Below are 24404 nucleotides of genomic sequence, written 5' to 3' on the forward strand. Positions count from 1 at the left end.
GGAAAGTATGTACCGTTTGGGTGGTGACGGTACTCAGCCCCCGCCCCGACCTGTGGACCCTCGACCCCGGCGTCCTGCACCTCAACCATGGTTCGTACGGCGGTGTGCCGCGCCGGACCCAGGACGTGATGGCCGCCTTGCGCGCCGAAGCCGAGGCCAACCCGATGCTGTGGTTCCGCTCGGTCGCCGCCCGGCTGACCACGAGCCGCCTCGAGTTGGCGTCGTACCTGCAGACCGATCCCGACGGCTTCGCGCTGGTCCCGAACGCCAGCGCCGGGGTGACGGTCGCCCTCGCGACACTGCCGATCCCGGCCGGCAGCCGGATCGTCCTGACGAACCACACGTACGGCGCCGTGCGGTACGCCGCCGAGCGGTTCGCCCGGGCGAACCAGGCCGAGATCGCGATCGTCGACGTACCGCTGGAGGCCGACGACGAGACCGTCGTGTCGCTGATCGCGGCCGCCTTGGACGATGCCGCCGTACTGGTTGTGGACCAGATCAGCTCGGCGACCGCGATGGTGTTCCCGATCGGCGACCTGGTCGCGGCCTGCCGGGAGCGCGGCGTCCCGATCGTGGTGGACGGCGCGCACGCGCCCGCCCTGATCGACGCGCCGGCCGAGGATGGCGCCGACTTCTGGACCGGCAACTTCCACAAGTGGCCGGCCGCGCCGCGCGCGACCGCCGGTCTGGTGGTGGCCGAGAAGTGGCGTACGGCGGCCCGGCCGCTGATCGTCTCCTGGTCCGAGTACGACGAGCGCCTCCCGGAGCGCTTCGACTTCCAGGGGACGTACGACTACGTGCCCTGGATCGCAGCCCCCGAGTCGCTGCGCGTCCTGGCCGAGCTCGACTGGCCGGTACGGCGTTCGCAGCTGGGCGACCTGGTCGAGGAAGGCGCCCGCGTGATCGCCAAGGCCCTGGCGACCGGGGTCGCCGAGATCGCGCGCCCGGCGGCCACGATGCGGCTCGTCGAGCTGCCGTCCTCGGTCGACCTGACCAACGGAGAGGCGTTGAAGGCGCGGGTGTCGCGGGAGCTGAAGGCCGAGATCACCCTGACCGGCTTCGACGGCCGCGGCTTCATCCGGCTCTCCGCGCACGCCTACAACGCGCCGCACGACTACGAGCAACTGGCCGAGCGGCTGCCGACAGTGCTCGCGGGGTAAGACGGGTCGTGGTTGCCGCGGGGAGCTCTAGCCCGATCAGCTGATCCCGGTGGGTGGGCGTGGACCCGGGGCGGCGGGGTCGGTCGGCTGTGGGGGCGAGGGTGGTTCGGGGCCTGGAGTCGGTCAGGTGTGGGGCCGTGAACACCATCTGGGGACCGTGAACAATCAATAACCTGTTCACGGTCCCGCGACGGTGGCCACGGCCGGGTGTTTGGCGCCGGAGTCCGCTATACGGACGGATCTGGCCACATCCCGGGATCTTGGCCGCCCGCGCCGTCGAGTCGTGGATTCTCGTTCGGATCGGGTCCGATGAGTCAGCCGATTTCCACGACTCGACGCCCCACCCGCGCCACGTCACCCCTTGATGGCGCCGGAGGTCATGCCGGCGACTATTTGGCGGTTGAAGAAGAGGAACATGATCAGGGGTGGGATCGTGATCAGGAGGATGTTCATGAACAGCAGGTTGTACTGCGTGCTGAACTGACTCTGGAAGTTGTACAGGGTCAGCTGGACGGTCGCGTTCTTGTCGCCGGGCAGGAAGTACAGCGGGTTCACGAAGTCGTTGAACACGTTCACCGACTGGACCACCACCACGGTGATGATGACGGACCGCAGCAGCGGGAAGATCACCCGGAAGAACAGCCGCAACGGCCCGGCCCCGTCGATGATCGCGGCCTCGTCCAGCTCCCGGGGGATCGTCGCGACGAACGCCCGGAACAACAGGATGCAGAACGAGAGCCCGAACGCGATCTCGATCAGGATCAGCCCCGGCATGGTCCGGAACAGCCCGAGCTTCTGCAGCACCCAGATCGTCGGCACCACGGCCGGCGGGATGATCAGCCCGGACAGCACCAGGAAGTTGATGAACGGGTTCCACCGGCTCTTGCGCCGCTGCAGCACGAAGCCGGCCATTGCCGCCAGCACCACCATGCCGGCCACGCTGGCCACGGTCAGGATCGTCGAGTTGATGAAGGCGATCACCAGCATGAAGTCGCGGGCCTTCACCACCTCGACGAAGTTCTGCACGATCCGGAACTGGTGCGGCCAGGAGAAGTCCAGGTCCGCGGCCTGCTGCCGGTCCTTGATCGCGGTCAGCGCGATGAAGGCGAACGGGATGACGAACACCACGATCGAGGACACGATTGCGACCGCGCTCAGCAGGTAGCTGCGGCCCGGCTTGTGGTTGACGAGCTCCGCGGTGCTCACAGGTCCACCTCCTTGCGGTTCAGGAACCAGTTCAGCGGCAGGACGATCGCGGTGACCACCAGGAACAGGATCACGTTGCCGGCGGTCGACAGGCCGTAGAACCCGGCCTGGTACTGCTTGTAGATCACCGACGCGATCACGTCCGAGGTGAACCCGGGACCGCCCCGGGTCATCGCCCAGATCAGCTCGAACGACCGCAGGCCCCCGATCAGCGACAGGATGATCACGGTCACCGTGGCCGGCTTGCACAACGGCAGCACGATCCGCCGGAACGTCTCCCACGACCCGGCCCCGTCGACCCGGGCCGCCTCCATGTACTCCCGGGGGATCGAGACGATCCCGGCGATGTAGATCAGTGTCGCCAGGCCCACGCCCTTCCACACGTCGACCAGCGCGATCGACATCAGCGCCCACTTGGGATCGGTCAGCCACCCGGGCCCGTCGATCCCGACCACGCTCAGCGCGCCGTTGATGATGCCGCGCTCGGGATTCATCAGGACGGTGAAGGTGATGCCGACGCCGATCGTGCTGACCAGCACCGGGAAGAAGACCACCGACCGCAGGTAGCCGCGGCCGACGATCCGCGACGTCAGCAGTACGGCGAGCAGCAGCCCGAGCACCACCTTCGATCCGGACGTCACGACCGCAAAGACCAGCGTGTTGGTGAAGCCTTTGACCAGGGCCGGCTCCTGGAAGAACATCACGAAGTTGTCCAGCCCGATGAACTTCGAGTCGAACAGCGTCCACCGGGTCAGGCTGTAGTAGAAGGACGCGAACGTCGGGATCAGGAACAGCACGCTGTAGAGCAGCGCGGTCGGCAGGTAGAACCAGAACGAGTACGGCGAGTAGACCTTCCTCCCGGCCGCCGAGGCGGCCGGGATTTCAGCGCGGGACTTCGGACGGGCCGAGGTGATGGTCACGAGGCCTCACCAGCCCGCCAGTCCGAGTTGCTGCGCCTGCTTCTTCACATCCTCGTCGTACCGCGCCGCGCCGTCCTTGGCCTTACGGATCCCGGAGCCGACCTCGACGGTGATCTGCTCCAGCGACGGGCCCTTCACCGGCGAGACGAACTCCAGCGCCAGGCTGGACCCGCCTTCCTTGTCGAGGTACGGCTGCATGTCCTTGATCGACTGCGGTACGTCGGCCGGCAGCTCACAACCCTTGACCGCGTACGGCCCGGTCGGCACGCCGGCGCTCGCCAGCGACTTGCACCCGTCCGGGCTGGCCACGAACGCGAGGAACTTCTTCGCCGCCTCCAGCTTGTCGCCCGTCGTGGTGGTCGGGATGTAGATGCCGCCCGGGGTCCAGACGGTCAGGCCGTTCTTGCTCGCGTCGTCACCAGGCAGCGCGAACAGACCGACGTCCTTGGCAGCGCTCGGGTTGGTCGCGACCATGTCGTTGACCACCCCGGACAGGATCGGGTAGTGCGCACCCTTGCCGGTGGCAAGCATCTTCAGGCCGTCCGGCAGCTTCGCCGAGGCGAAGTCCTTGTTCTCGTAGCCGAGGTCGTGCACCTGCTGGGTGTGCTCGAAACCCTTCAGGGCGGCCGGCGAGGTCGCGTACTTCGCCTGGTTCTTGGTGTACTTGTCGGCGAAGTCCGGCTCGGCGGCGGCCACGTTGTGGAAGTCGCCGAGGACGAACAGCTGTGACGTCCAGGTCTCGCCGTAGGTCTGGATCACCGGCGCGACCCCGCCCCCGGCCGCCTTGATCTTGGCGTTGTTCGCCATGAACTCCGCCCAGGTCTTCGGCACCTGCAGCCCGAGCTTGGTGTAGATCGGGATGTTGTACAGGACTGCCCCGCCCATGAACCCGCCGGACGGTACGCCGTAGACCTTGTCGCCCGACGCCACCGTCTTCTTGAAGTTCTCGTCCAGGTCGCCGATGTAAGGCTCATCGTTGATCGAGGTGAGGTTCTTGTCCGGGGCGATCGCCTGGAACAGCGACCCGGTGTTGTAGGCGAACACGTCGGTCATGTCGCCGGTGGACAACCGGGTCTTGACGATGTTGTCGCCCTCGCTGCCGGCCGGCCGGGTCTCCAGGTTGACTTTGATGCCGGGATTCTTGGCGGTGAAGTCCTTGCTGAGCTGCTGGGCTTCCTTGAGATCCTGCTCCTGGTTGCCGATCAGGTAGGTGATCTCGACCGAGCCACCACCTCCCGCGTCGTCACTCGAGCCGAGACTACCCGCGCTGCACGCGGTCAAGGCGAGCGAGCAGACCGCGAGCACGGCCACTCCTCTCGTACCTGGGCGGAACGTCATCATGACCTCCAAGGGTGTTACTTCAGGGCGTTGGCGTCGGGGCGGGGGTCGGTGTCGGGTGTGGTCAGTTGTTGTCGAGGACGGCGTCGAGCTTGGCCTGCAGGGCTTCGGCGCTAGGGGTGAAACCGCGCGGGCTGATCGCCTCGACCAGTTGGGTGGCCGGCTGGTCGAGGTACCGCTCCAGCCGGGCCGCGAGCTCGGCGTCGTCGGTGGCGACCTCGGTTTCCTTGGCTGCGGCAACGATCGTGGCCCAGCTGGGCTCGTGGTCCATCAGTTGCCGGATGCTCGGATCCGCGGGCAGCGCCGGCGTCTCGGCGGCCGGGTCGTCGCAGGTCCACTCGTGCGTGCCGTGACCGACCTCGACCGGTGCACCTTCACCCGGTACTTCGACCTGCGCCCGCGAACCGACCGGGACGGTCACGCTGAGCCGCACCTGGCCGTCGGACCGCGTCCACGACACCGCGGCCTCGCCGTACGGCGTGAGGTGCTTGGCCGATGCACTCGTGAGGTGCGCCGTGTAGAGCGGACGGACGACGATCGTGCGATAGCCGGGATCGCCCGCCGCCAGGCCGGCGACGCGGCGGTGCATCCAGTCCGCGACCGCACCGAGCGCGTAGTGGTTGAACGACGTCATCTGGCCGGGGTTGATGCTGCCGTCGGGCAGCATGCTGTCCCAGCGTTCCCAGACCGTCGTCGCGCCCATCGTCACTGCGTACAGCCACGAGGGGCAGCCTGTCTCTAGCAGGAGCCGGTACGCGAGGGCAGGATGTCCGGAATCGGCCAGCGCGTCGGCCATCAGCGGTGTCCCGACGAATCCGGTGCTGATCCGGAAGCCCGCCGTACGGACCAGGTCGGCGAGCCGCTCGGCGGCGCGCTTGCGCTGGTTCTCGGTCGGCAGCAGCGCCCACTGCAGGGCCAGCGCGTAGTTCGTTGCCGCATCACTCAGTACGCGGCCTCCCTCGGTCGTGTACTCGGCCGCGAACGCCTTGCGGACCCGGTCGGCCAGGTCGGCGTACTCGCGGGCGAGCTCGGCGTCGCCGACGACCTCGGCGGCCTGGGCGACCACCTCGGCCGACCGGGCCAGGTGTGCGGTCGCGAGCACGTCCGGGTCGGCCTTCGCGCGGAACGGGTTGTCCGGCGGCGCGGTCGGGTCGAGCCAGTCACCGAACTGGAACCCGCCGGACCACAACAGGTTCTCGCCGGCCAGCTCGGCCATCCGGTCCACCCAGGCACGCATGCTCGGCAGTTGCCGAGCGAGCAGCGCGGCGTCGCCGGTGCGCTCGTAGATCACCCACGGCACGATCGTTGCCGCGTCACCCCATGCGGCCGTGGCCGGACCGGTGTGCTTGAGGATATCCGGTACGACGAACGGCACCGAGCCGTCCTTCTGCTGCTCGGCCGCCAGGTCGGCCAACCAGTTGGTCAGGAACCCGGCGGTGTCGAACAGGAAGCTCGCGGTGGGGGAGAAGACCTGGATGTCCCCGGTCCAGCCGAGGCGCTCGTCGCGCTGCGGGCAGTCGGTCGGCACGTCGACGAAGTTGCCGCGCATACCCCACACGACGTTCTCGTGGAACCGGTTGAGCAACTCGTGCGACGACTCGAACCAGCCGGTCCGGCGCAGGTCGCTGCCGACCACGACGGCCTCGAGGTCCCCGACCTGCAGGTCGTCGACCCCGGTCACCTCGGCGTAGCGGAAGCCGTGGAAGGTCAGCTCCGAGTCGAGCGTGACCTCGTCCGCGCCGGCCAGCACGTAGGTGTCGGTCGCCTTCGCGGTCCGCAGCGGGCGGACCCCGAGCTCGCCGTTCTCCAGCACCTCGGCATGCCGTACGACGACCTCGTCGCCGTCGGCGCCGCCGCGGACCTTCAGCCGGACCCGGCCGACGACGTTCTGGCCGAAGTCGACCAGTGTCTTGCCGGACGGCGACGTGCTGATCTCGACCGCGGGCACAACCTCGGTGATGCGGACCGGCGGTCCGTCGGGTGCGACGAGCAGGCTGAGGTCGGCTTCGACGACCTCGACCGGCGTCGCCTCACCAGGGGTGCGCCGCAGGTCCGTGCTCTGGCCGTCGTAGATGTCGTCGGCGGTGATCGCGCTCTCGCGGGAGGTCCAGGTGTCGTCGCTGGCGAACGTGTGGACCTGGCCGTCGGCGGTGGTGACCTCGAGCTGGGCGAGGACTGCGACGTGGTCGCCGTACAGGGAGTTGCGGCCGTGGAAGCCGAGCCGGCCGCGGTACCAGCCGTTGCCGAGCAGGAACTCGAGCCGGTTCTCACCGGGCCGGACCAGGCCGGTCACGTCGTACGTCTGGTAGCGCAGCCGGGCCTGGTACGCCGTCCAGCCGGGCGCGAGCTCCTCGTCGCCGACGCGTTGGCCGTTGAGCTCGGGTACGTTGACGCCGTGCGCGGTGGAGTAGAGGCGGGCCTTCACGATGTCGGCGGGCAGCTCGGCCACGCCGGCCACCAGGGGAGCGGGGGAGCCGTAGCTGTGGCCGCGCGGGCCGACGAACTGGGCCGACCAGTCGGAGGCGCTGAGCAGACCCGCCTCGACGGTCGCGGGCTCGCTCCAGTCACTCCAGTCGTCGTTGCTGCGCACGCGGACCCGGACCTCGGCCGACTCGCGCGACTTCAGCGGGTCGCCCGGCCACGGGACGAGGATCTGATCGGGTGACTGCACGGTGAACACCTGACGAGCCGTCACGGGGCTGGATTCCTTCCCCGCCCCACCACCCAAGTGGCTGATCTCGACTTCGTACGCCGCCTGCGTGTACCCGGCGTCAGCGGTCGGGATCTGCCACGACAGCCGGGGCGTCGCGGTGCCGATGCCCAGCACGGGCCCGGCGTCGGTGCGATGTTCGAAGCGGAGAGCGGTGGGTGCGGCGAGGTTCGACATGTGACTCCAACCGACGAGGAACCGACGAGTGAAACGATTCAGTGACTGCTGTGGCAAACGGCCTCGGTCTGTTTCGGATGGATGGCGAGGACGTTTCGCCTGTCCCCCGATCCTGAAGGTGGTAATCGCCGGGGACTAGCCCGAAGTGCACTCGTGGTAGCACAAAACGCACCTCGGCCCCTATCGTGAGGCATGGCCGACGAGCCGGTGACACATTCCGGGACGCTGCTGCACTTCGTCGAGGGGACGGTGGTGCACGCGGGTCCACACCTGCACCAGAACGTTCATCCGCTGCACACGCACAGCTTCTTCGAGATCGCTCTGGTGACCGGCGGCCAGGGTGTCCACCACAGCCTGGCCGGCCGCCAGCAGCTCGAGGTCGGCGACGTGATCCTGCTCCGCCCGGGAGTCTGGCACCAGTACGACGAGTGCCGTGCACTGCAGGTCTACAACTGCTGCTTCTCGGCCGACCTGGTGCAACGCGAGCTGGCCTGGACCCGCGAGGACCCCTTGCTGGGATACCTGTTGTGGACTGGACCGTTCTCCGCCCAGCGCCGCGGCATGCTGACCACGCGCCTCGACCCGGCGGCCTTCAAGGAAGGCCTCGAGCATCTGGAAGAGCTGCGCAAACTCCGGAGGCTGTCACTCAGCCGGCATCGTGGCGACCTCGTCGGCTGGCTGTCGCTGTACCTGAGCTGCTTGGCCCGGACAGTCGCCCAGCACGACGACCGCGGTGAGCAGACGCATCCCGCCGTACTGGATGCGATGCGGATGATGGAGGCGGATCCGGCGCGGCAGTGGACGCTGACCGACCTGGCGCAGGCGTTGCACCTCGCGCCGGGATACCTGGTCCGGCTGTTCAAGTCGGCGACCGGGTTGCCGCCGATGGCGTACCTGTCGCGGCATCGGGTCGAGCTCGCGGCCGACCGGCTGCTGCACACCGACCTGCCGATCAGCCGGATCGGGGAGTCGGTCGGCTGGCCGGACCAGAACTACTTCGCCCGGCGGTTCAAGTCGCACTACGGGTTGAGCGCGTCCGCCTATCGGCAACGTTTCAACACCCGGCGGCTCAGCCCTTCCGTGCGCTGATCAGCACCTCGAGACCGTCGAGGATGCGGTCGAGGCCGAACTCCAGGCCCTGGTTCTCGCCGCCCGCGGCCGTCTGCATCGCCGCGGCCAGGTGCGGGAACCGGGCGGCCTCGGTGCTCAGGATCCCGGCCAGTGCCTGGTTGATGTAGTCCTCGGTCAGACCCGTCGTGAGGGTCTGCTGGGCGAGGTTCCGGACGTGGCTGCTGAGGACCAGGATCGAGTCGAGCTGCTCGCCACCGTCGAGTCCGGAACCGGCCAGCTTCTCGACGCCGCGATCCATCCAGGCGAGCTCGTTCGGGCCGAGCAGGCGGCGTCCCACCGTGGACTGCAGCAGCCACGGGTGCTTGGCGAAGGCGGCGTACAGGTCGAGGGCCCAGGTCTTCAGTGCGTCCCGCCACGGCATCGCGTCGTGGTCCGGAGGCGGGCCGAAGGCGAGGTCGCTCATGACGGCGACCAGCTCGCTCTTGCCGGGGACGTGCCGGTAGAGCGCCATCTTCGTGACCGGCAGGTCGTCGGCCACGCGTTGCATGGAGACGGCGTCCAGGCCCTCGGTGTCGGCGATCCGGATCCCGGCCTCGGCGATGCCGGCCAGCGTGATCGCCGGCTTGGGGCCGCGGCTGCGCTGTGGCTGGCCGCCCCAGAGCAGTTCCGTCATCGCCGCCCCTCCCAATGATGACTGGCCTGATCGCTTGAACTGTGTCTATCATACACTTTATTGTGTCCGACGGACACAGTTACGATGACGGAGGAGATCGATGAAGGTTCTGGTGTCGGGGGCGAGTGTGGCCGGTCCCTCGGTGGCGCACTGGCTCGGGCGGTACGGGTACGACGTGACCGTGGTCGAGATCGCGCCGGCGCTGCGCGAGGGCGGCTACGCGGTCGACTTCCGCGGGCCGGTGAACCGGGAGGTGCTGGCCCGGATGGGCGTGCTCGACGACCTGCGGGCGCGGCAGACCGGTGGCAGTCCGATGCGGTTCGTGGACGCGGCGGGCCGGCAGCTGATGCGGCTGCCTGGTGAGTTCGCCGGGGGAGAGCTTGAGGTGCTGCGGTCGGATTTGTCCCGGGTGTTGTACGAGCACTCCCGCGACAAGGCGACGTACCGGTTCGGGGACTCGATCGCGGAGCTGACCGAGCGGGTCGGCGGGGTCGACGTGGTGTTCGAGAGCGGGATCGAGGAGACGTACGACCTGGTGATCGGGGCGGACGGGCTGCACTCGGCCGTGCGGCGGCTGGCGTTCGGGCCGGAGCGGGACTACGTGCGCCACCTCGGGTACTACATCGCGTGCTGGGATCTACCGAACACGCTCGGAATCTCGGGGGATGCGTTGATGTACAACGTGCCGGGACGGATGGCGAGTGTCGCCGCGGACCGGCGCGATCCCACGATGGCCGGGGCGATGGTGCTGTTCAAGTCACCGGCGCTGCCCTACGACCGGCGGGACGAGGAGCAGCAGAAGGCGATTCTCGCCACCGCGTTCTCCGGCCTGGGCTGGCACGTCCCGGCGCTGCTCGAGGGGTTGCCCGCGGCAACGGACCTGTACTTCGACTCGATCAGCCGGGTTGACGTCGATCGATGGTCCAGTGGCCGGGTCGTGCTGCTCGGCGACGCCGGGTACGGCGCCACGGTCGGCGGCATGGGGACGAGTACGGCGGTGGTCGCGGCGTACGTCCTGGCGGGGGAGCTGGCGACGTCCGGCGGTGACTACCGGTCGGCGTTCGGGCGTTACGAGGCGCAGCTGCGCAAGCCCGTGTCGAAGACGCAGGGCGGCGGCAACCGGACCGGCAAGTTCCTTGCCCCAGGCACCCGGTTCGGCATCGCCGCCCGTAATCGGTTGCTCTCGCAACCATTCCTGCTGAACCGGATGCTCGAGCTGGGCGAGAAAGTCAGCAACCTGGTTGAACTGTCGCCCTATGAAATCCAGCACCGCTCAGTTGAGCAGGGGGAGCTTGTGCAGGAATGACTCCCAGGAGTCGGGGAACCACCCAGGGACACCGAGCACGGCCAGGTAGAGCCAGACCACGACCAGCACGCAGAGGAACAGCGCGAGGGTGCCGAGCGCCTTCAGCCAGCCCGGCTGCTTGCCGGTCCAGGCGGTGAGGTCCTTGACCCAGTCCTTCACCCGGTAGAGCAGGCGCTGCGCCCACTCGAACTCGCTGGCCAGGATCGCCAGACCCGCGATGAACAACGGGATGCCGCCGGGCCCGGGCAGCCACCCGGTCAACGGCGCCGCAATGATCAGCACCCCGCCCACCACACCCACACCGATCCGGTAGATCAGGTGCTTCTTCGGATCCGCCCGTATCCGCCGCCGCCACTCCCACCGGTCGTCCTGAGCGTCCAGCGTGATGTTGTGATCAGTGCGGTCGGGACCCCTCTTCTCGGCCACGAGCCCAAGCGTACGTGAGGGGTCAGACAATCCCACGCCGGACGCGGTAACGAAACGACGGCAGACCCCCGTGCGGGATCTGCCGTCGGACGGTGCCGGTGGGTCAGAAGTTGATCATGTGCCCTTCGAGACCGTGGAAGGCCTCCTGCAGCGCCTCGCTCAGGGTCGGGTGGGCGTGCACGTTGCGGGCCAGCTCCTTGGTGGTCAGGTCCCACTTCTGGGCCAGGGTCAGCTCGGGCAGCAGCTCGGTGACCTCGGGACCGATCAGGTGCGCGCCGAGCAGCTCGCCGTACTTGGCGTCGCTGATCACCTTGACGAAGCCGGTCGGGTCGCCGAGGCCGTGCGCCTTGCCGTTCGCGGTGAACGGGAACTTGGCGACCTTGACGTCGTACCCCTTCTCCCGGGCCTGCTCCTCGGTGTAGCCGAAGCTGGCCACCTGCGGCTGGCAGAAGGTGGCGCGCGGGATCATCACGTGGTCGAGCTCCATCGTCTCGACGCCGGCGATGGTCTCGGCCGCGATCACGCCCTGGGCCTCGGCCGCGTGCGCGAGCATCAGCTTCGCGTTCACGTCGCCGATGGCGAAGATGTTCGGCACGTTGGTGCGCAGGAAGCCGTCGGCCTCGATCGCGCCGCGCTCGGTCAGCTTGACGCCGATCTTGTCCAGGCCGTAGCCGTCCACGCGCGGCTGGAAGCCGATCGCCTGCAGCACCTTGTCGGCCTCCAGCGTCTGCTGGCTGCCGTCCTTGCCGGTGACGGTGACCTTCACCGTGTCGCCGGAGTCGTCGATCGCGTCGACCCGGGTGGAGGTGAGCACGTCGACGCCGAGCTTCTTGTAGGCCCTGGCCAGCTCCTTGGACACCTCGGCGTCCTCGAGCGGCACCATCCGGTCCAGGAACTCGACGATGGTGACCTTCACGCCGTAGTTGGCCAGCACGTAGGCGAACTCGACGCCGATCGCGCCGGCGCCGGCGACGATGATCGAGCCCGGCAGCTCCTCGGTGAGGATCTGCTCCTCGTAGGTCACCACCCGCCCGCTCAGCTGGGTGCCGGGGAGAAGCTTGGTGGTGGCGCCGGTGGCGATGATGCAGTGGTCGAAGGTGACGGTCTCGGAGCTGCCGCCGTTCAGGCTGACGTCGAGGGTGTTCGCGTCGACGAAGCTGCCCCAGCCGTCGAACTCGGTGATGTTGTTCTTCTTCATCAGGAAGTGGACGCCCTTGACCCGGCCGTCGGCGACCTTGCGGCTGCGCTGGACCGCGGTCGGGAAGTCGAAGCTGACCTCGCCGCTGATGCCGAAGGTCTTGGCGTCCGCGCGGAAGATGTGCGCGAGCTCGGCGTTGCGCAGCAGCGCCTTGGACGGGATGCAGCCCACGTTCAGGCAGACACCGCCCCAGTACTTCTTCTCGATGATGGCGGTCTTGAGCCCGAGCTGGGCGGCGCGGATCGCCGCGACGTACCCACCCGGACCTGCGCCGAGGACAACAACGTCAAAGTGCGAGGCCATGAAGTGAACTTTAGTAGGTCGCGCCAGCCGTCCCGACCGGTGGATGGTCGTCACAGCCCGTGAGTGGACTTTCGCGTGGGCCGATCGCCGCCTAGGCTGGGTTGGCGCGGGGCCGCTACCCTCTGCGCGCGTGAGGCATACGAGGATGGGGGCCTGATGGTTGTGGGGAGCCGTCGGGGGCTGCGGTTCGCGGCGCTCGGCACACTGCTCGCGGTGTTCGCGGTGCCCGCGTACGCCGACAACACCCCCACGCCTCCGCCGCCGGCGTCGGTCACGGACGTGAACAAGTCGCTCGAGCAGCTCCAGGCCGAGGCGGCCGCCGTCCAGGCCGACTTCGCGAAGGCGACGATCGCCTACACGACCGCGCTGAAGGCCGCCCAGACCGCCGAGGCCGCGGCGAAGGCCGCGGAGACGTCGGCGACCGCGTCGAAGGGCAAGGCGGACGAGGAGCGCCGCCGGCTCGGGCTGCTGACCGCGCAGGCGTACCAGACCGGCATCCCGACCGTGCTCGGCGCGGAGTCAATGCTGTGGTCGCTCGCCCCGGTCGCGGAGAACCTGCAGGAGATCGCCGACCGGCAGACCGCGATCCAGCAGCTCGGCAGCACGCAGGTCACGCAGTACCAGACCGCGATGACGGCCGAGAACGAGGCAGGCAAGGCGAAGGCCGAGGCGACCAGCAAGCGTGCCGCCGCCAACGAGGCCGCCGCCAAGGCCAAGCAGCTCGCGCAGGAGGTGCAGCAGAAGGCGGCCGACTCCGCGCTGATGGCCGAGAGCCAGTACGCCGATCTGGACGGCGCGTCCGAGTTGTCGAAGCAGCTGCAGCTCGCCCGGAACCAGCAGGCGCTGGCGCGCTGGCAGGCGTACCTGACCGAGCTGGCGACGTCCAAGATCAAGCCGCCGGCTGCCGCCGTACTGAAGAACCCGGCCAAGCTGCCGGCCGGCCTGCAGCCGCTGACGGCCGCTGGTGCTCCGGTCGCCGGCGCGGCCGCTGTGGTCCAGGGCACACGGACGATCAAGGTGTTGTCGGCCGAGACGATCCGGGCGGTGAACCAGGCGTTCAGCCTGCTCGGGAAGCCGTACGGCGTCGCCGCGACCGGCCCGGACAAGTACGGCTGCCTCGGTGCCGCCCGGGTCGCGTGGCAGCCGTACACGACCCTGCCGAACCTGGTCGGCAAGGTCTACCCGAACTACCAGGCCGTCAAGGCGTCTCAGGTCCAGCCCGGCGATCTGCTCGTGATGGGCAGCAAGTCGCTCGGCCTGGTCCACATCGGGGTCGCCCTCGACAACGGCGAGATGATCGCCGCCGACGAGGCCAGGGGCTCGGTCGTCGTCACCCGGGTCCCGGACAACCTGTACGCCGCCCTGCGCCCGACCCTCGGCCCGCCGGCCAAGCCTCAGGTCGCCCCGGTCGCGACCTCCGAGGCCTACGCGTTCCGGTGCGGCAACACCGCGACGTCGTACAACGTCGGCTCCGGCGACTGGACGTGGCCGCTGGCCGACGGGACGTACGAGATCGGTACGTCGTTCGGTCAGGCCGGGGCGCTGTGGACAACCGGCTACCACACCGGCCAGGACTTCCCGGCCGCTGTCGGGACCCCGGTGCGCGCGGTGACGTCAGGAACGGTCCGGGTCGAGCACCCGGCCTGGGCGGGCAACCTCGTGCGGATCGACCACGGCAACGGGCTGGAGACGCTGTACGCGCACCTGAGCTCGATCGACGTGGCCGACGGCGCGCAGGTCACCGCCGGGCAGCGGATCGGCGCTGTGGGCTCGGAGGGGAACTCGACCGGCCCGCACCTGCACTTCGAGGTCCGCCTCGGTGGCGACCCGGTGAACCCGATGCCGTTCCTCGCGACCGGTAGCGCCACGATCGGCTGGGGCGGCTACAGCAACGGCATGATCCCGGCGAGCAAGCTGTGTGGGCTGGGCTCCGGTCACATGCTGCGCTGCGACGCCGCAGCGGCGTACCTGCAGCTGGCTCGGGCCTACCGTGCCCAGTTCGGCAAGACGCTGTGCATCACGGACTCCTACCGCTCGTACTCCTCCCAGGTCAGCCTCTACGCCCGCAAGCCGTCTCTGGCTGCCCTGCCTGGCACGTCCAACCACGGGTGGGGTGTCGCAGTCGACCTCTGTGGCGGCGTGGATCGGTTCGGCACGGCGCAGTACCAGTGGATGAAGCGGCACGCCTCGCAGTACGGCTGGGTGCACCCGTCGTGGGCCGACCAGGGCGGCTCGCGGGAGGAGCCGTGGCACTGGGAGTTCGGGAAGCCGGCCGTCTCCTAGCAGCAGAACGGGAACCGCCGGGTGGTGGTCGTTCGTGGGACCTGCATGAAACCCAGGTACGACGACGTGGCCGCCGACTACGACGAGTGGGTCGGAGCGGGGGCCGCCCTCGACGATCCGACCTTCGCCGAGCTGGTCGGCGACGTGACCGGTCGGACGGTGTGCGTCGTCGCCTGCGGTCAAGGACGTGAGGCCCGCTACCTGGCCGCTCAGGGGGCGGCCGTCACCGCGGTAGACCTGTCGGAGAAGCTGCTCGAGAAGGCCCGCGCGCACGAGGAGACCGCGCCGCTGGGCATCTCGTACCAGCAGGGCGACGCGCACACCCTGGACGGCGTCGCGACCGACTCCTTCGACGGCGTCGTCTGCTACATGGCGCTGATGGACATCCCGGACCTGGACCGCGCGCTGCACTCCATGGCGCGCGTCCTCCGCCCAGGCGGTTGGTTCGTCGTGTCGATCACCCACCCGTGCTTCAAGACCCCGGCCGCCGGCGAGCTCGTCGACCACGTCGACCAGAGCGTCCGCCGAACGATCGGCAAGTACTACGTCGAGGGCTACTGGGACGGCCCAGGCGCCCACCGCAACGCGCTGCCGGTCGGCGCCTACCACCGAACCCTCAGCACCTACGTCAACACGCTCACCGCAGCCGGCTTCACCATCGACCAGTTCCGCGAACCACCCCAGGACACCCCGGTCTGGCGCGAGGTCGCCCAACTCCTGTACATCCGCGGCCGGCTGTCAGCGCCGCAGGAACCTCGCCGCGCCGAGGGCGGTGAGGAGTAGGAGTACGGCGCTGACAGTCGCCGACACGTGGAAGCCGGTGGTGAAGGCTTCGCGGGCGGTGGGGGAGGTCAGGGCTTCTCGGGTCAGCTCGGCTTCGTGGCCGAGCTGATTGCGGTAGACGGCCGTGATCAAGCTGCCGAGGAGGGCGATGCCGAGGGCGCCGCCGAGTTGGGGTGCGGTGGATGAGATCGCGGCCGCGCCGCCGGCCCGTTCTTCGGGGGAGGCGCCGATCATGAGGTTCGTGGCCAGCGCCATGGTGGGGGCGAGGCCGGCCGAGATGATGATCGAGCCGGTGACGAGGACGCCGAGCGGGCCGATCTGGGTGAGGACGACGAAACCGGCGACGGCGAGCAGGAGTCCCACGGCGATCACCCGGCCGGGGCCGAAGCGGTTGGCCAGGCGTGGCGCGAGCAGCGAGCCGGCGATGGTGCCGGCCGCGGAGGGCGCCGTCCACAGGCCCGCCTCGAGCGGGTCGAGTCCGTGGGCGAGCTGGAGGAGCTGGGCGATCGCGTAGTTGACGCCCCAGAGCACGAAGATCGCCAGCGCCAGAGCGATCGCCGACGCGCTGAACGCGCGGCTGGTGAACAGGCCGAGGTCGAGCATCGGATCGTCCAGCCGCCGCTGCCGCCGGACGAACACCCCGCCGAGCACGACGCCGGCCGCGATCACCGCGACCCACCGCCAGGCGAACCCGTCCGCCGCGATGTGCTTCAGGCCGTAGACCATCGGCAGCACAGCGGCCATCGACAGCACCGCACTCGACAGATCGAGCCGCTTGCCACCCGGTGCCTTGTACTCGGGCAGCAAGCGCGGTCCGACGACCAGCAAGGCCGCCATCACCGGTACGCCGACCAGGAACACCGAGCCCCACCAGAAGTTGTCGAGCAACCACCCTCCGACCAGCGGACCGATCGCCGTACCGCCGGACACGCTCGCGACCACGATGCCGATCGCGACCCCGCGTTGCCGGGCGTCCTTGAACATCGATGCGACCAGCGAGACGACCGACGGCATCAGCGTCGACCCCGCGATCCCCATCAAGGCACGCGTGCCGATCAGCATCGCGGGACTGACCGAGTACGCCGCCAGCACCGACGCGACGCCGTACACGGCTGCACCGCCGAGCAGCAGCCGGCGGCGTCCGATGCGGTCGCCCCACGCGCCCATCGTGACCAGCGAGCCGGCCAGCAGGAACGCGTAGATGTCCACGATCCACAGCAGTTCGGAGCCACTCGGCCGCAGATCGGCTGCGATCGACGGCAGTGCCAAATGGGTCACGGTCAGCTCGAGCGAGGCGAGCAGCGCGGGCAGTGCAAGCACCGCCAACCCCATCCACTCGCGCCGGCCGGCGCGGCAAACCTCATCCTTGGTTGATGTCACGCCCGACAGTCTCGAACCTCAACAAAACTTGAGGTCAACTACCGTTCGGAGACCTCGCGCAGCACCGGTTTCACGTCGACGACGGGCGTGCCGTCGAGGGCTTCGAGCCGGTCGACCTGCAGGCGCAGGCCGTCGGTCGCGACGATGGTGACCTGGTGCAGGCCGAGCGGGTTCGGCCGGTCGGGGGAGCGGGTGCTGAAGACGCCGGTCTGCGGACGGGTGTCGTCGCTGCGCGGATGTACCGCGAGCACGTCCCGATCGGCCCGGTCGAACCAGGTGATGACGATGATCTCGTCGCCGACGGCCAGGTCGCGCAGCGCGTCCCGGACGGACTCGTCGAACACCAGCCACGCGCTGGGCGCGCCTTCGTCCGGCTGACGCGGGGCTTCGTCGCGAGTCCGGAGCACCGACTCGACTCGACCAACTGGTTTGAGTACGAACATCACGCCGGGTACCTGTACACGGTCTGCAGCGGCTCGCCCGGGACATGCACGTGCAAGGCCAGGCCGGGATGGGCTCGGGTGTCGACGACGCGGCCGTCCGGAGCCGGCGGTTCGAAGGGGAGTGGCACCGTCGAGCGGATGCCCGGGGCGCCGAGAACGGGATGACCGGCGAAGGTGGTGACGATCGCGTTGTGCACGTGGCCGGTGAGCAACGCGGTGATGGCCTTGCCTCGCAGCACCGCCTCGAACGTCTCCCGGGACTGCAGCATCCACTGGTCCATCACCGGATGATGCAGCTCCAGCGGCGGATGGTGGAAGGCCACGAACACCGGTCCGTCGAAGGGCTCACGCAGTACGCCGTCCAACCAAGCCAGCGACTCCTCCGACAGCAGGCCGTGGTCCGCGCCCGGCACCGTGCTGTCGACCAGCACGAACCGCGCCGCGCCGACCTCCCGCACCTGGTGGACCGGGTGCCCGTCGCCCGAGATATCGACGTACGCCTTCAGCCCAGTCCGCAGCGGTGCACTCACGTCGTGGTTGCCGGGCAGCACCAGCGTCGGGATCTCGGACTGCAGCTCCGCCGCGAGCTCGGCGTACTCGGACTCCAGCCCGTGGTCCGCGAGATCCCCGGTGACCAGTACGACGTCCACCGGCCGGCTGAACTCGCCCAGGTACGACGTGATCCGGCGCAGCCGGGACAGCGCCTCCTCGGAGCCGTCGAGATGCGGATCACTCAAGTGCGCGATCACGTACATGCGGAAACACTAACCGCAGAAGCCGCCCGGAAGGTCGTTGCACGGGACGAGCCCACCCCGCGCCAGCACCGGCCGCACCTGTGGCGAGCGCAGGTACTCGAGGAAGGCCGCGGTGAGCGAGTCGGCCGCCGGCGTCTTGTAGGTGTAGGCGTGCTCGACTTCCCAGAACTTGTACGTCCCGTCCGCCACCTTCGCCGCATCCGGTACGACGGCGTCGATCGAGGCGACCGCGATCTCCGGGTACTTCCGGGTCCCGCCGAGCTCGGCGTACCCGATCGCGCCGTCGATCTCGTTCACCCGGGTCAGCAGCTCCTCCGTCGTGCCGACCTCGCAACGGTGGAACTTGGCCGCCGGGTCGTCGCGGCGGCAGTCGTCGGAGGAGATCCCGAGCTCCTGGTCGCCGTCGAGCACCTTGTCCCGGAACACCCGCCGCGAACCGGAGTCCGGCCCGACCCGGCTGACCATCCGGATCGGCAGGTCGCGCCCGCCGAGCTGCTTCCAGTTCGTCACCCGTCCGCTGTAGACGTCTTGAAGCTGCGCGGTCGTCAGCCCGGTCACGTCCGCCGACCTGTTGACCGCGACCGCGAAGACCACGACCGCGACCGGCTCGCCCCACAGGTCCGGCGCGTCCTCCGCCGTACCGTCGGACATCGCGATCAGCTTGCCGGCCGCGCCCGCGTCCTGCGTCCCGGTCTCCTCGAGGGTGCGGATGCCGCTGCGGCTGCCGTTGGCCGCGATCGTGATGTCGGCGTCGGTGCAGTCGGCCGCGTACGCCGTACGGACCTCGCGCATGGTCGACTCGACCGCGGTCGACCCGATGATCCGCACCTGCCCGGAGGCGCAGTTGTCCGGCGGCTGCAGGACGTCGACCACGAACAACGCGACCAGCGCGCCGACGAGCAGCAGCGACATCGCGCCGAACAGCAACGTACGGCGACCCGGCCCGCGCGGCCGGGGTTCGTGGTAGACGCCGCCACCGGTCGAGCCGCCGGCCAGGTAGCCGGAGTGCGTCACGCCCTTGCCGGTGCCGGACAGCACCAGCAGGAACTTGAAGTGGTCGCCGCGGTTGATCGCGATCCGCGGGACGACCAGCTTGCTGGTGTCGACGTAGTTCGCCGGGACGATCCGGCGCTGCAGCATCTCGCCGAGCGACTTCGGCTTGGACTCGGTGACCTTCAGCCCGACGATCTTGCGGTCCGGGAACGCGAACGACACCTTCTCGTGCATGTCGTGCGGATCGATGTCCATCCCGCCGGCGTTGTCCAGCCGGAGCAGCACGATGCTCGGGTTCTCCACCACCGCACCCTGGTGGCGGACCTCGACGTCGACCATCCGGTGGGCCTTGTCGGTGCTCGGGTAGACCCCGATCGGGGCGTCCACCTGCACCCGGTAGACGAGCCGTTTGCGCCGCAGGACGTAGCGGTCCACCAGCCAGGCGACCGCCGTACCGATCAAAGCGATGGCGGCGATGATCGTTTCGAGATTGATGTCGCCGAGACCCGAGAAATCCAACGTTCCCTCCCGCCGAAAACGCTATCCACCCGCGGTGAACGGATGCTTACCGCACGATGACGCGCCGGGGCTGACCTTGGCCGGGACCGGACTGTCTGCGAGATTGGGCGGCATGGCTGAACAGGTGGATGTGGTCGTGATCGGACTCGGCGTCGGCGGCGAGGAGGCCTCCGGCCGGCTGGCGGAAGCAGGGCTGAACGTGGTCGGTCTCGACCCACGGCTGGTCGGCGGGGAGTGCCCGTACTGGGGCTGCATCCCGAGCAAGATGATGATCCGGTCCGCGAACCTGCTCGCCGAGACCCGCCGCGTCGACGGCATGGCCGGTACGGCGACCGTGCAGCCCGACTGGGCTCCGGTCGCGAAGCGGATCCGCGAGGAGGCCACCGACACCTGGAACGACCAGGTCGCGGTCGACCGGCTGGTGAAGAAGGGCGTCACGTTCCTGCGCGAGCGCGGCACCATCACCGGCCCGCGCACGGTGAAGGCGGGCGACCGGGAGTTCGAGGCGTCCCGCGGCATCGTCATCGCGACCGGCACGGTCCCGGTGGTCCCGCCGATCGACGGCCTGGCCGGCACCCCGTTCTGGACGAACCACGAGGCCATCGAGGCGGACACGCTGCCGGCCTCGATCGTGGTGCTCGGCGGCGGCGCGATCGGGCTCGAGCTCACCCAGGTGTTCGCCCGGTTCGGCGTCGAGGTGAAGGTCGTCGAGGCGGCCGACCGGGTGCTCGCGATGGAGGAGCCCGAGTCGAGTGACCTGGCCCGGGAAGTGCTCGAGCGCGACGGCGTCACCTTCCACACCGGCACGCCGGCCAAGCAGATCTCCCACGACGGCGACGGCTTCACCGTCACCCTGGACGACGGCACCACGGTCACCGGCGAGAAGTTGCTCGTGGCAACGGGCCGCCGGGTGGACGTGAAGGGCCTCGGCCTCGACCAGGTCGGCATCGATCCCGGCGTCCGGCGGGTCGAGGTGGACGAGCACGTCCGGGCCGGCGACGGCGTCTGGGCGGTCGGCGACGTGACCGGCGTCGGCGCGTTCACCCACAACGCGATGTACCAGGCCAACATCGCGGTGCACGACATCCTCGGCAGCAAGGGCGCGCCGGTGGCGAGCTACCACGCGATGCCGCGGGTGACCTTCACCGACCCGGAGATCGGCGCGGTCGGGATGACCGAGAAGCAGGCGCGCGACGCCGGCCTCGACGTGAAGATCGGGTCGTCTCAGCTGCCGTACTCGTCGCGGGGTTTCATCCACAAGCCGGGCAACGACGGCTTCATCAAGCTGGTCGTCGACAACGGGCGCGGGGTGCTGGTCGGTGCGACCAGCGCCGGACCGACCGGCGGCGAGGTGCTCGGCGCCCTCGCGGTCGCGGTCCATGCGGCGGTTCCCGTTCACACTCTGCAACAGATGATCTACGCATACCCGACATTCCACCGCGCGATCGGGGACGCGCTGAAGACTTTGTGAGACGTTGTTGCGATCGGGTCGCAAATAGATCAACAATGTCGGGGTGCACGTTCCTGATGGCTTCTTCGACGCACCGACCTCGATCGCGACCGGCCTGATCGCCGCCGGCGCCGTCGGCTTCAGCCTGCAACGGGCCAACCGGGAGATCCGCGAGGCCGGCCCGGCGCTGGCCGGGCTGACCGCGGCGTTCGTGTTCGCGGTGCAGATGGTGAACTTCCCGGTCGGCGCCGGGACCAGCGGGCACCTGCTGGGTGGCGCGCTGGCGGCCGCGTTGGTCGGGCCGTGGAGCGCCGTACTCGTGATGTCGACGGTGCTGCTGGTCCAGGGGTTGCTGTTCGCCGACGGCGGCCTGACCGCGCTCGGCACCAACATCACGCTGATGGGCATCATCACCGTGCTGGTCGGCTACTTCCTGACCCGCGCGGTGCTGCGGGTACTGCCGCGGAAGGTCGGCAGCGTCGTGCCGGCGGCGACCGTCGGCGCGCTCGTGTCGGTCCCGGTGGCCGCGCTCGCGTTCACCGGGCTGTACGCGATCGGCGGCGCGGTCGACATTCCGCTCGGGAAGCTCGCGACCGCGATGGTCGGCTGGCACATTCTGGTCGGGATCGGCGAGGCGGTCATCACGGCTGCGGTTCTGAGTGCAGTCGTCGCGACCCGGCCGGACCTGGTGTACGCCGCTCGCCACCTGCAGAAGGACCTCGTGCTTGTCGACGCCGACGGCAACACGTCCACGGTGTCGCCGGACAAGCCGGTCGCGGCCAAGCCGGCCGGGCGGACGCTCGGGGTCGGCGTCGCGGTGACGCTGCTCGTGGCCGGTGGTCTGAGCCTGTTCGCGAGCGCGCACCCGGACGGACTGGAGTTCGTCGGCGCCAAGCTCGGCTTCGACAGCGCAGCCAAGGACTCCGCGGTCGCGGGCAGCCCGCTGGCCGACTACGGCGTCAGCGGGATCGGCAACGCGGAGGTCTCCGGCGCGCTGGCCGGCATCATCGGCGTCCTGGTCACCATCGTCGTCGGCCTGGCGATCGCCAAGCTCGCGTCCCTGCGGTCGAGTAGAGCTTCGTGAACGGTGACGGTCTTCTCGTAGCGGTGGACAGCCGGGTGCATCGCATCCCGGCCCAGGTGAAGATCGTCGCGCTGTTCGTCTTCGTCCTCGCCGTCGTCTCCACGCCGGCGCATGCCTTCTGGGCCTTCGGTCTGTACGCCGGGATGCTCGTGGCCGCCGTGTTCGTCGCGAGACTGCCTGGGCTGGTGGTGTCTCGCCGGCTGGCCGTGGAGACGCCGTTCATCGTGTTCGCGCTGGTGCTGCCGTTCGTGGCGACCGGGCCGCAGATCGACGTACTCGGGCTGGAGTTGTCGCAGTCCGGCGTACTCGGGGCCTGGAATGTCTTGGCGAAGGGCACGCTCGGGGTGGTCGCGGCGATCCTGTTGTCGGCGACGACCGCGCCGCGGGACCTGCTGGCCGGGCTCGAACGGTTGCGGCTGCCGTCGACGCTGGTGGCGATCTTGTCGTTCATGATCCGCTACCTGAGCGTCGTGTCCGACGACCTGCAGCGGATGCGGATAGCCCGGGAGTCACGTGGGTACACCGGCGGCCGGGCCGGTCATCTGAAGGCGGTCGCCGGGGGAGTGGGCGCATTGTTCGTCCGCAGCTTCGAGCGCGGCGAGCGAGTCCACCTGGCGATGCGCTCGCGCGGCTACACCGGGCGGATGCCGACGTTGAGCGACCAGGGTGCCACCTCGGCGCAGTGGCTCGAGGGGCTGACGATCTCCCTGGCCGCCGTACTCGTCGCGGTGGCGGTTAGGGTGAGTGGCTTGTGAGCGGTCCCGCGATACAGGTCGAGCGTCTCGTCTTCGCCTACCCCGACGGGAGGCAGGCGCTGTTCGGCGTCGACTTCACCGTGCAGCCGGGGGAGCGGGTCGCGCTGCTCGGGCCGAACGGCGCCGGCAAGACGACCCTCGTGCTGCATCTCAACGGCATCCTCGGCTCGGTGGCCGGCGGGACCGGGAGCGGACGGATCCAGATCGGCGGCACCGGCCTGCACCGCGAGCACCTTCCCGAGGTACGGCGGAAGGTCGGGCTGGTGTTCCAGGATCCCGACGACCAGTTGTTCATGCCGACCGTCCGGGACGACGTCGCGTTCGGGCCGGCGAACCTCGGCCTGCGCGGGTCCGAACTCGACGACCGGGTGCACGAGGCGTTGGTCCAGGTCGGGATGCAGGACCACGCGGACCTGGCGCCGCATCACCTGTCTTTCGGCCAGCGTCGCCGGGTTGCGGTCGCGACGGTACTCGCGATGCGCCCGGAGGTGCTCGTGCTCGACGAGCCGTCGAGCAACCTGGACCCGGCCGCCCGGCGGGAGCTGTCCGACATCCTGGCCGGGCTCGACGTGACGCTGCTGATGATCACGCACGACCTGCCGTACGCGCTGCAGCTGTGCGAGCGCAGCCTGCTGATGGACGGCGGCCGGATCGTGGCCGACGGCAAGACCCGGGACCTGCTCGGCGACGCCGAGCTGATGCGAGCGCACCGCCTGGAGCTTCCCTACGGCTTCGACCCGCTGTCCGTCCCCGGCCCGGAGCGCTGATCAGGCCTCTTCGAAGGCAGAGCGCAACCGGCCGCGGGACGCGGTCAGGTGCGCGTGCATGGCGGCGTCGGCCGCCTCGGTGTCACGGCGCCGGATCGCGGTGACGAGCAGGTCGTGCTCGTCGAGCGCCTTCTCGGTCACCTGGGAGTCGCGCAGCAGCCGGAACAGCTGCAGGTGGCAGTGCAGCTTGGCGAAGATCTCCGCGAAGTAGCTGTTCCCGGTCGCACCGATGATGGCCTCGTGGAACTCGGCGTCCTTGCGGGCGAAGGCGCCGTACGACATCGCCCCGGCCTGGTGGCGGGCCCGCATCTCGGCGGCGATCCCGGCGATCCGCTCGATCTCGACCCGCTGGTGCCGGCCGGCGGCCAGGCCCGAGCAGTACGGCTCGATCAGGAACCGGGCCTCGAACAGATCCTCGAACCGTTCCGGGGTCAGCTTGGGGCTGGCGGAATATCCGATCAGATGTGTCTTGGTGACCAGGTCCTCGGCCTCGAGCCGGTTCAGCGATTCGCGGACCGGGGTCTGGGAGACGCCGAGCTGGCGGCTGATGACGTCCACCCGGATCCGCTCGCCGGGCTGGATCGCGCCGTCCAGCAGGAGCGTCTGCAACTGCTCGTAGACGACGTCACTCATCCGCGCCCGGCCGGGACGGTCGGACACACGCTCGATGGCACGCTCGCTCATGGGCTTCCCTCGGATCGCGA

21 protein-coding genes are annotated in these 24404 nt (G+C 69.3%); 9 read left to right on the plus strand and 12 right to left on the minus strand.

The genetic code is table 11. From position 1 onward, the window contains the following. The first annotated feature begins 23 nt into the window (after positions 1-23). Entirely contained in the window at positions 24-1160 is a 1137-nt protein-coding gene (locus AB0H36_RS11095; protein ID WP_360519992.1) for an aminotransferase class V-fold PLP-dependent enzyme, read from the plus strand. 354 nt (positions 1161-1514) lie between these two features. On the opposite strand, the gene AB0H36_RS11100 is transcribed toward AB0H36_RS11095, so the two are convergent. From AB0H36_RS11100 to AB0H36_RS11115, 4 genes are all read right to left on the minus strand, one after another. Then, positions 1515-2366, minus strand: coding sequence for a carbohydrate ABC transporter permease (locus AB0H36_RS11100; RefSeq protein WP_360519994.1), 852 nt, complete (start codon positions 2364-2366; stop codon positions 1515-1517). Beyond that, positions 2363-3286 carry a sugar ABC transporter permease gene (locus tag AB0H36_RS11105; RefSeq protein WP_360519996.1) on the minus strand — a complete coding sequence of 308 codons (924 nt, stop codon included), beginning with the start codon at positions 3284-3286 and terminating at the stop codon, positions 2363-2365. The genes AB0H36_RS11100 and AB0H36_RS11105 overlap by 4 nt, the downstream gene beginning before the upstream one ends. Before the next feature lie 6 nt (positions 3287-3292). After that, complete coding sequence (locus AB0H36_RS11110) at positions 3293-4624, minus strand: ABC transporter substrate-binding protein (protein ID WP_360519998.1); 1332 nt, start codon at positions 4622-4624, stop codon at positions 3293-3295. 64 nt (positions 4625-4688) lie between these two features. Beyond that, positions 4689-7511, minus strand: a complete 2823-nt coding sequence (locus AB0H36_RS11115; protein ID WP_360520000.1) for a family 78 glycoside hydrolase catalytic domain — start codon at positions 7509-7511, stop codon at positions 4689-4691. A gap of 192 nt (positions 7512-7703) precedes the next feature. Here AB0H36_RS11115 and AB0H36_RS11120 point away from each other — a divergent pair, with 192 nt between their 5' ends. Beyond that, complete coding sequence (locus tag AB0H36_RS11120; protein ID WP_360520002.1) at positions 7704-8600, plus strand: AraC family transcriptional regulator; 897 nt, start codon at positions 7704-7706, stop codon at positions 8598-8600. Here the strand turns inward: AB0H36_RS11120 and AB0H36_RS11125 are convergent. Further along, positions 8581-9255: a TetR/AcrR family transcriptional regulator gene (locus AB0H36_RS11125; protein WP_360520004.1), complete on the minus strand. Its 675-nt coding sequence runs from the start codon at positions 9253-9255 to the stop codon at positions 8581-8583. The two genes, AB0H36_RS11120 and AB0H36_RS11125, sit on opposite strands and share 20 nt — an antisense overlap. A 100-nt stretch (positions 9256-9355) precedes the next feature. Between AB0H36_RS11125 and AB0H36_RS11130 the strand changes: the two genes are divergently transcribed. Beyond that, on the plus strand, positions 9356-10561 hold the full coding sequence (locus AB0H36_RS11130; RefSeq protein ID WP_360520006.1) for an FAD-dependent monooxygenase: 1206 nt from the start codon (positions 9356-9358) through the stop codon (positions 10559-10561). Here AB0H36_RS11130 and AB0H36_RS11135 read toward each other — a convergent pair. Further along, positions 10529-10987 carry a PGPGW domain-containing protein gene (locus AB0H36_RS11135; protein WP_360520008.1) on the minus strand — a complete coding sequence of 153 codons (459 nt, stop codon included), beginning with the start codon at positions 10985-10987 and terminating at the stop codon, positions 10529-10531. The two genes, AB0H36_RS11130 and AB0H36_RS11135, sit on opposite strands and share 33 nt — an antisense overlap. A gap of 103 nt (positions 10988-11090) precedes the next feature. Then, the gene (gene lpdA / locus AB0H36_RS11140; RefSeq protein ID WP_360520010.1) at positions 11091-12488 is read right to left on the minus strand and encodes a dihydrolipoyl dehydrogenase; all 1398 of its coding nucleotides are present in this window, start codon (positions 12486-12488) and stop codon (positions 11091-11093) included. 156 nt (positions 12489-12644) lie between these two features. On the opposite strand from lpdA, the gene AB0H36_RS11145 reads away from it, so the two are divergent. Beyond that, positions 12645-14771, plus strand: a complete 2127-nt coding sequence (locus tag AB0H36_RS11145) for a peptidoglycan DD-metalloendopeptidase family protein (protein ID WP_360520012.1) — start codon at positions 12645-12647, stop codon at positions 14769-14771. 45 nt (positions 14772-14816) lie between these two features. Then, positions 14817-15554 (plus strand): class I SAM-dependent methyltransferase, encoded by a 738-nt coding sequence (locus AB0H36_RS11150; RefSeq protein WP_360520014.1) that lies wholly within the window; start codon positions 14817-14819, stop codon positions 15552-15554. Here AB0H36_RS11150 and AB0H36_RS11155 read toward each other — a convergent pair. Genes AB0H36_RS11155 through AB0H36_RS11170 form a run of 4 tightly spaced genes read right to left on the minus strand, consistent with a single transcriptional unit; the run spans position 15510 to position 19644 of the window. Further along, complete coding sequence (locus AB0H36_RS11155) at positions 15510-16934, minus strand: MFS transporter (protein WP_360520016.1); 1425 nt, start codon at positions 16932-16934, stop codon at positions 15510-15512. The genes AB0H36_RS11150 and AB0H36_RS11155 overlap by 45 nt on opposite strands. A 38-nt stretch (positions 16935-16972) precedes the next feature. Then, the gene (gene tsaA, locus AB0H36_RS11160; RefSeq protein ID WP_360520197.1) at positions 16973-17377 is read right to left on the minus strand and encodes a tRNA (N6-threonylcarbamoyladenosine(37)-N6)-methyltransferase TrmO; all 405 of its coding nucleotides are present in this window, start codon (positions 17375-17377) and stop codon (positions 16973-16975) included. Next, on the minus strand, positions 17377-18132 hold the full coding sequence (locus AB0H36_RS11165; protein WP_360520018.1) for a metallophosphoesterase: 756 nt from the start codon (positions 18130-18132) through the stop codon (positions 17377-17379). The genes tsaA and AB0H36_RS11165 overlap by 1 nt, the downstream gene beginning before the upstream one ends. Positions 18133-18141: 9 nt before the next feature. Then, positions 18142-19644: a substrate-binding domain-containing protein gene (locus tag AB0H36_RS11170; RefSeq protein WP_360520020.1), complete on the minus strand. Its 1503-nt coding sequence runs from the start codon at positions 19642-19644 to the stop codon at positions 18142-18144. Between the two features lie 112 nt (positions 19645-19756). On the opposite strand from AB0H36_RS11170, the gene AB0H36_RS11175 reads away from it, so the two are divergent. The 4 genes from AB0H36_RS11175 to AB0H36_RS11190 are packed head-to-tail and all read left to right on the plus strand — an operon-like array spanning position 19757 to position 23700. Beyond that, positions 19757-21115 carry an NAD(P)/FAD-dependent oxidoreductase gene (locus AB0H36_RS11175; protein WP_360520022.1) on the plus strand — a complete coding sequence of 453 codons (1359 nt, stop codon included), beginning with the start codon at positions 19757-19759 and terminating at the stop codon, positions 21113-21115. Positions 21116-21158: 43 nt separating this feature from the next. After that, entirely contained in the window at positions 21159-22178 is a 1020-nt protein-coding gene (locus AB0H36_RS11180; RefSeq protein ID WP_360520024.1) for an energy-coupling factor ABC transporter permease, read from the plus strand. 23 nt (positions 22179-22201) lie between these two features. Continuing rightward, a complete protein-coding gene (gene cbiQ, locus AB0H36_RS11185) occupies positions 22202-22933 on the plus strand; it encodes a cobalt ECF transporter T component CbiQ (RefSeq protein ID WP_360520026.1) in 732 nt (243 codons plus the stop codon). Then, complete coding sequence (locus AB0H36_RS11190; protein WP_360520028.1) at positions 22930-23700, plus strand: ABC transporter ATP-binding protein; 771 nt, start codon at positions 22930-22932, stop codon at positions 23698-23700. Before cbiQ ends, AB0H36_RS11190 begins: the two co-directional genes overlap by 4 nt. Here the strand turns inward: AB0H36_RS11190 and AB0H36_RS11195 are convergent, their stop codons facing one another. Continuing rightward, the gene (locus tag AB0H36_RS11195; protein WP_360520030.1) at positions 23701-24384 is read right to left on the minus strand and encodes a GntR family transcriptional regulator; all 684 of its coding nucleotides are present in this window, start codon (positions 24382-24384) and stop codon (positions 23701-23703) included. Positions 24385-24404 lie beyond the last annotated feature (20 nt).

Origin of the sequence: Kribbella sp. NPDC050820, assembly GCF_040653975.1 — a bacterium.
Classification (GTDB): Bacteria; Actinomycetota; Actinomycetes; order Propionibacteriales; family Kribbellaceae; genus Kribbella.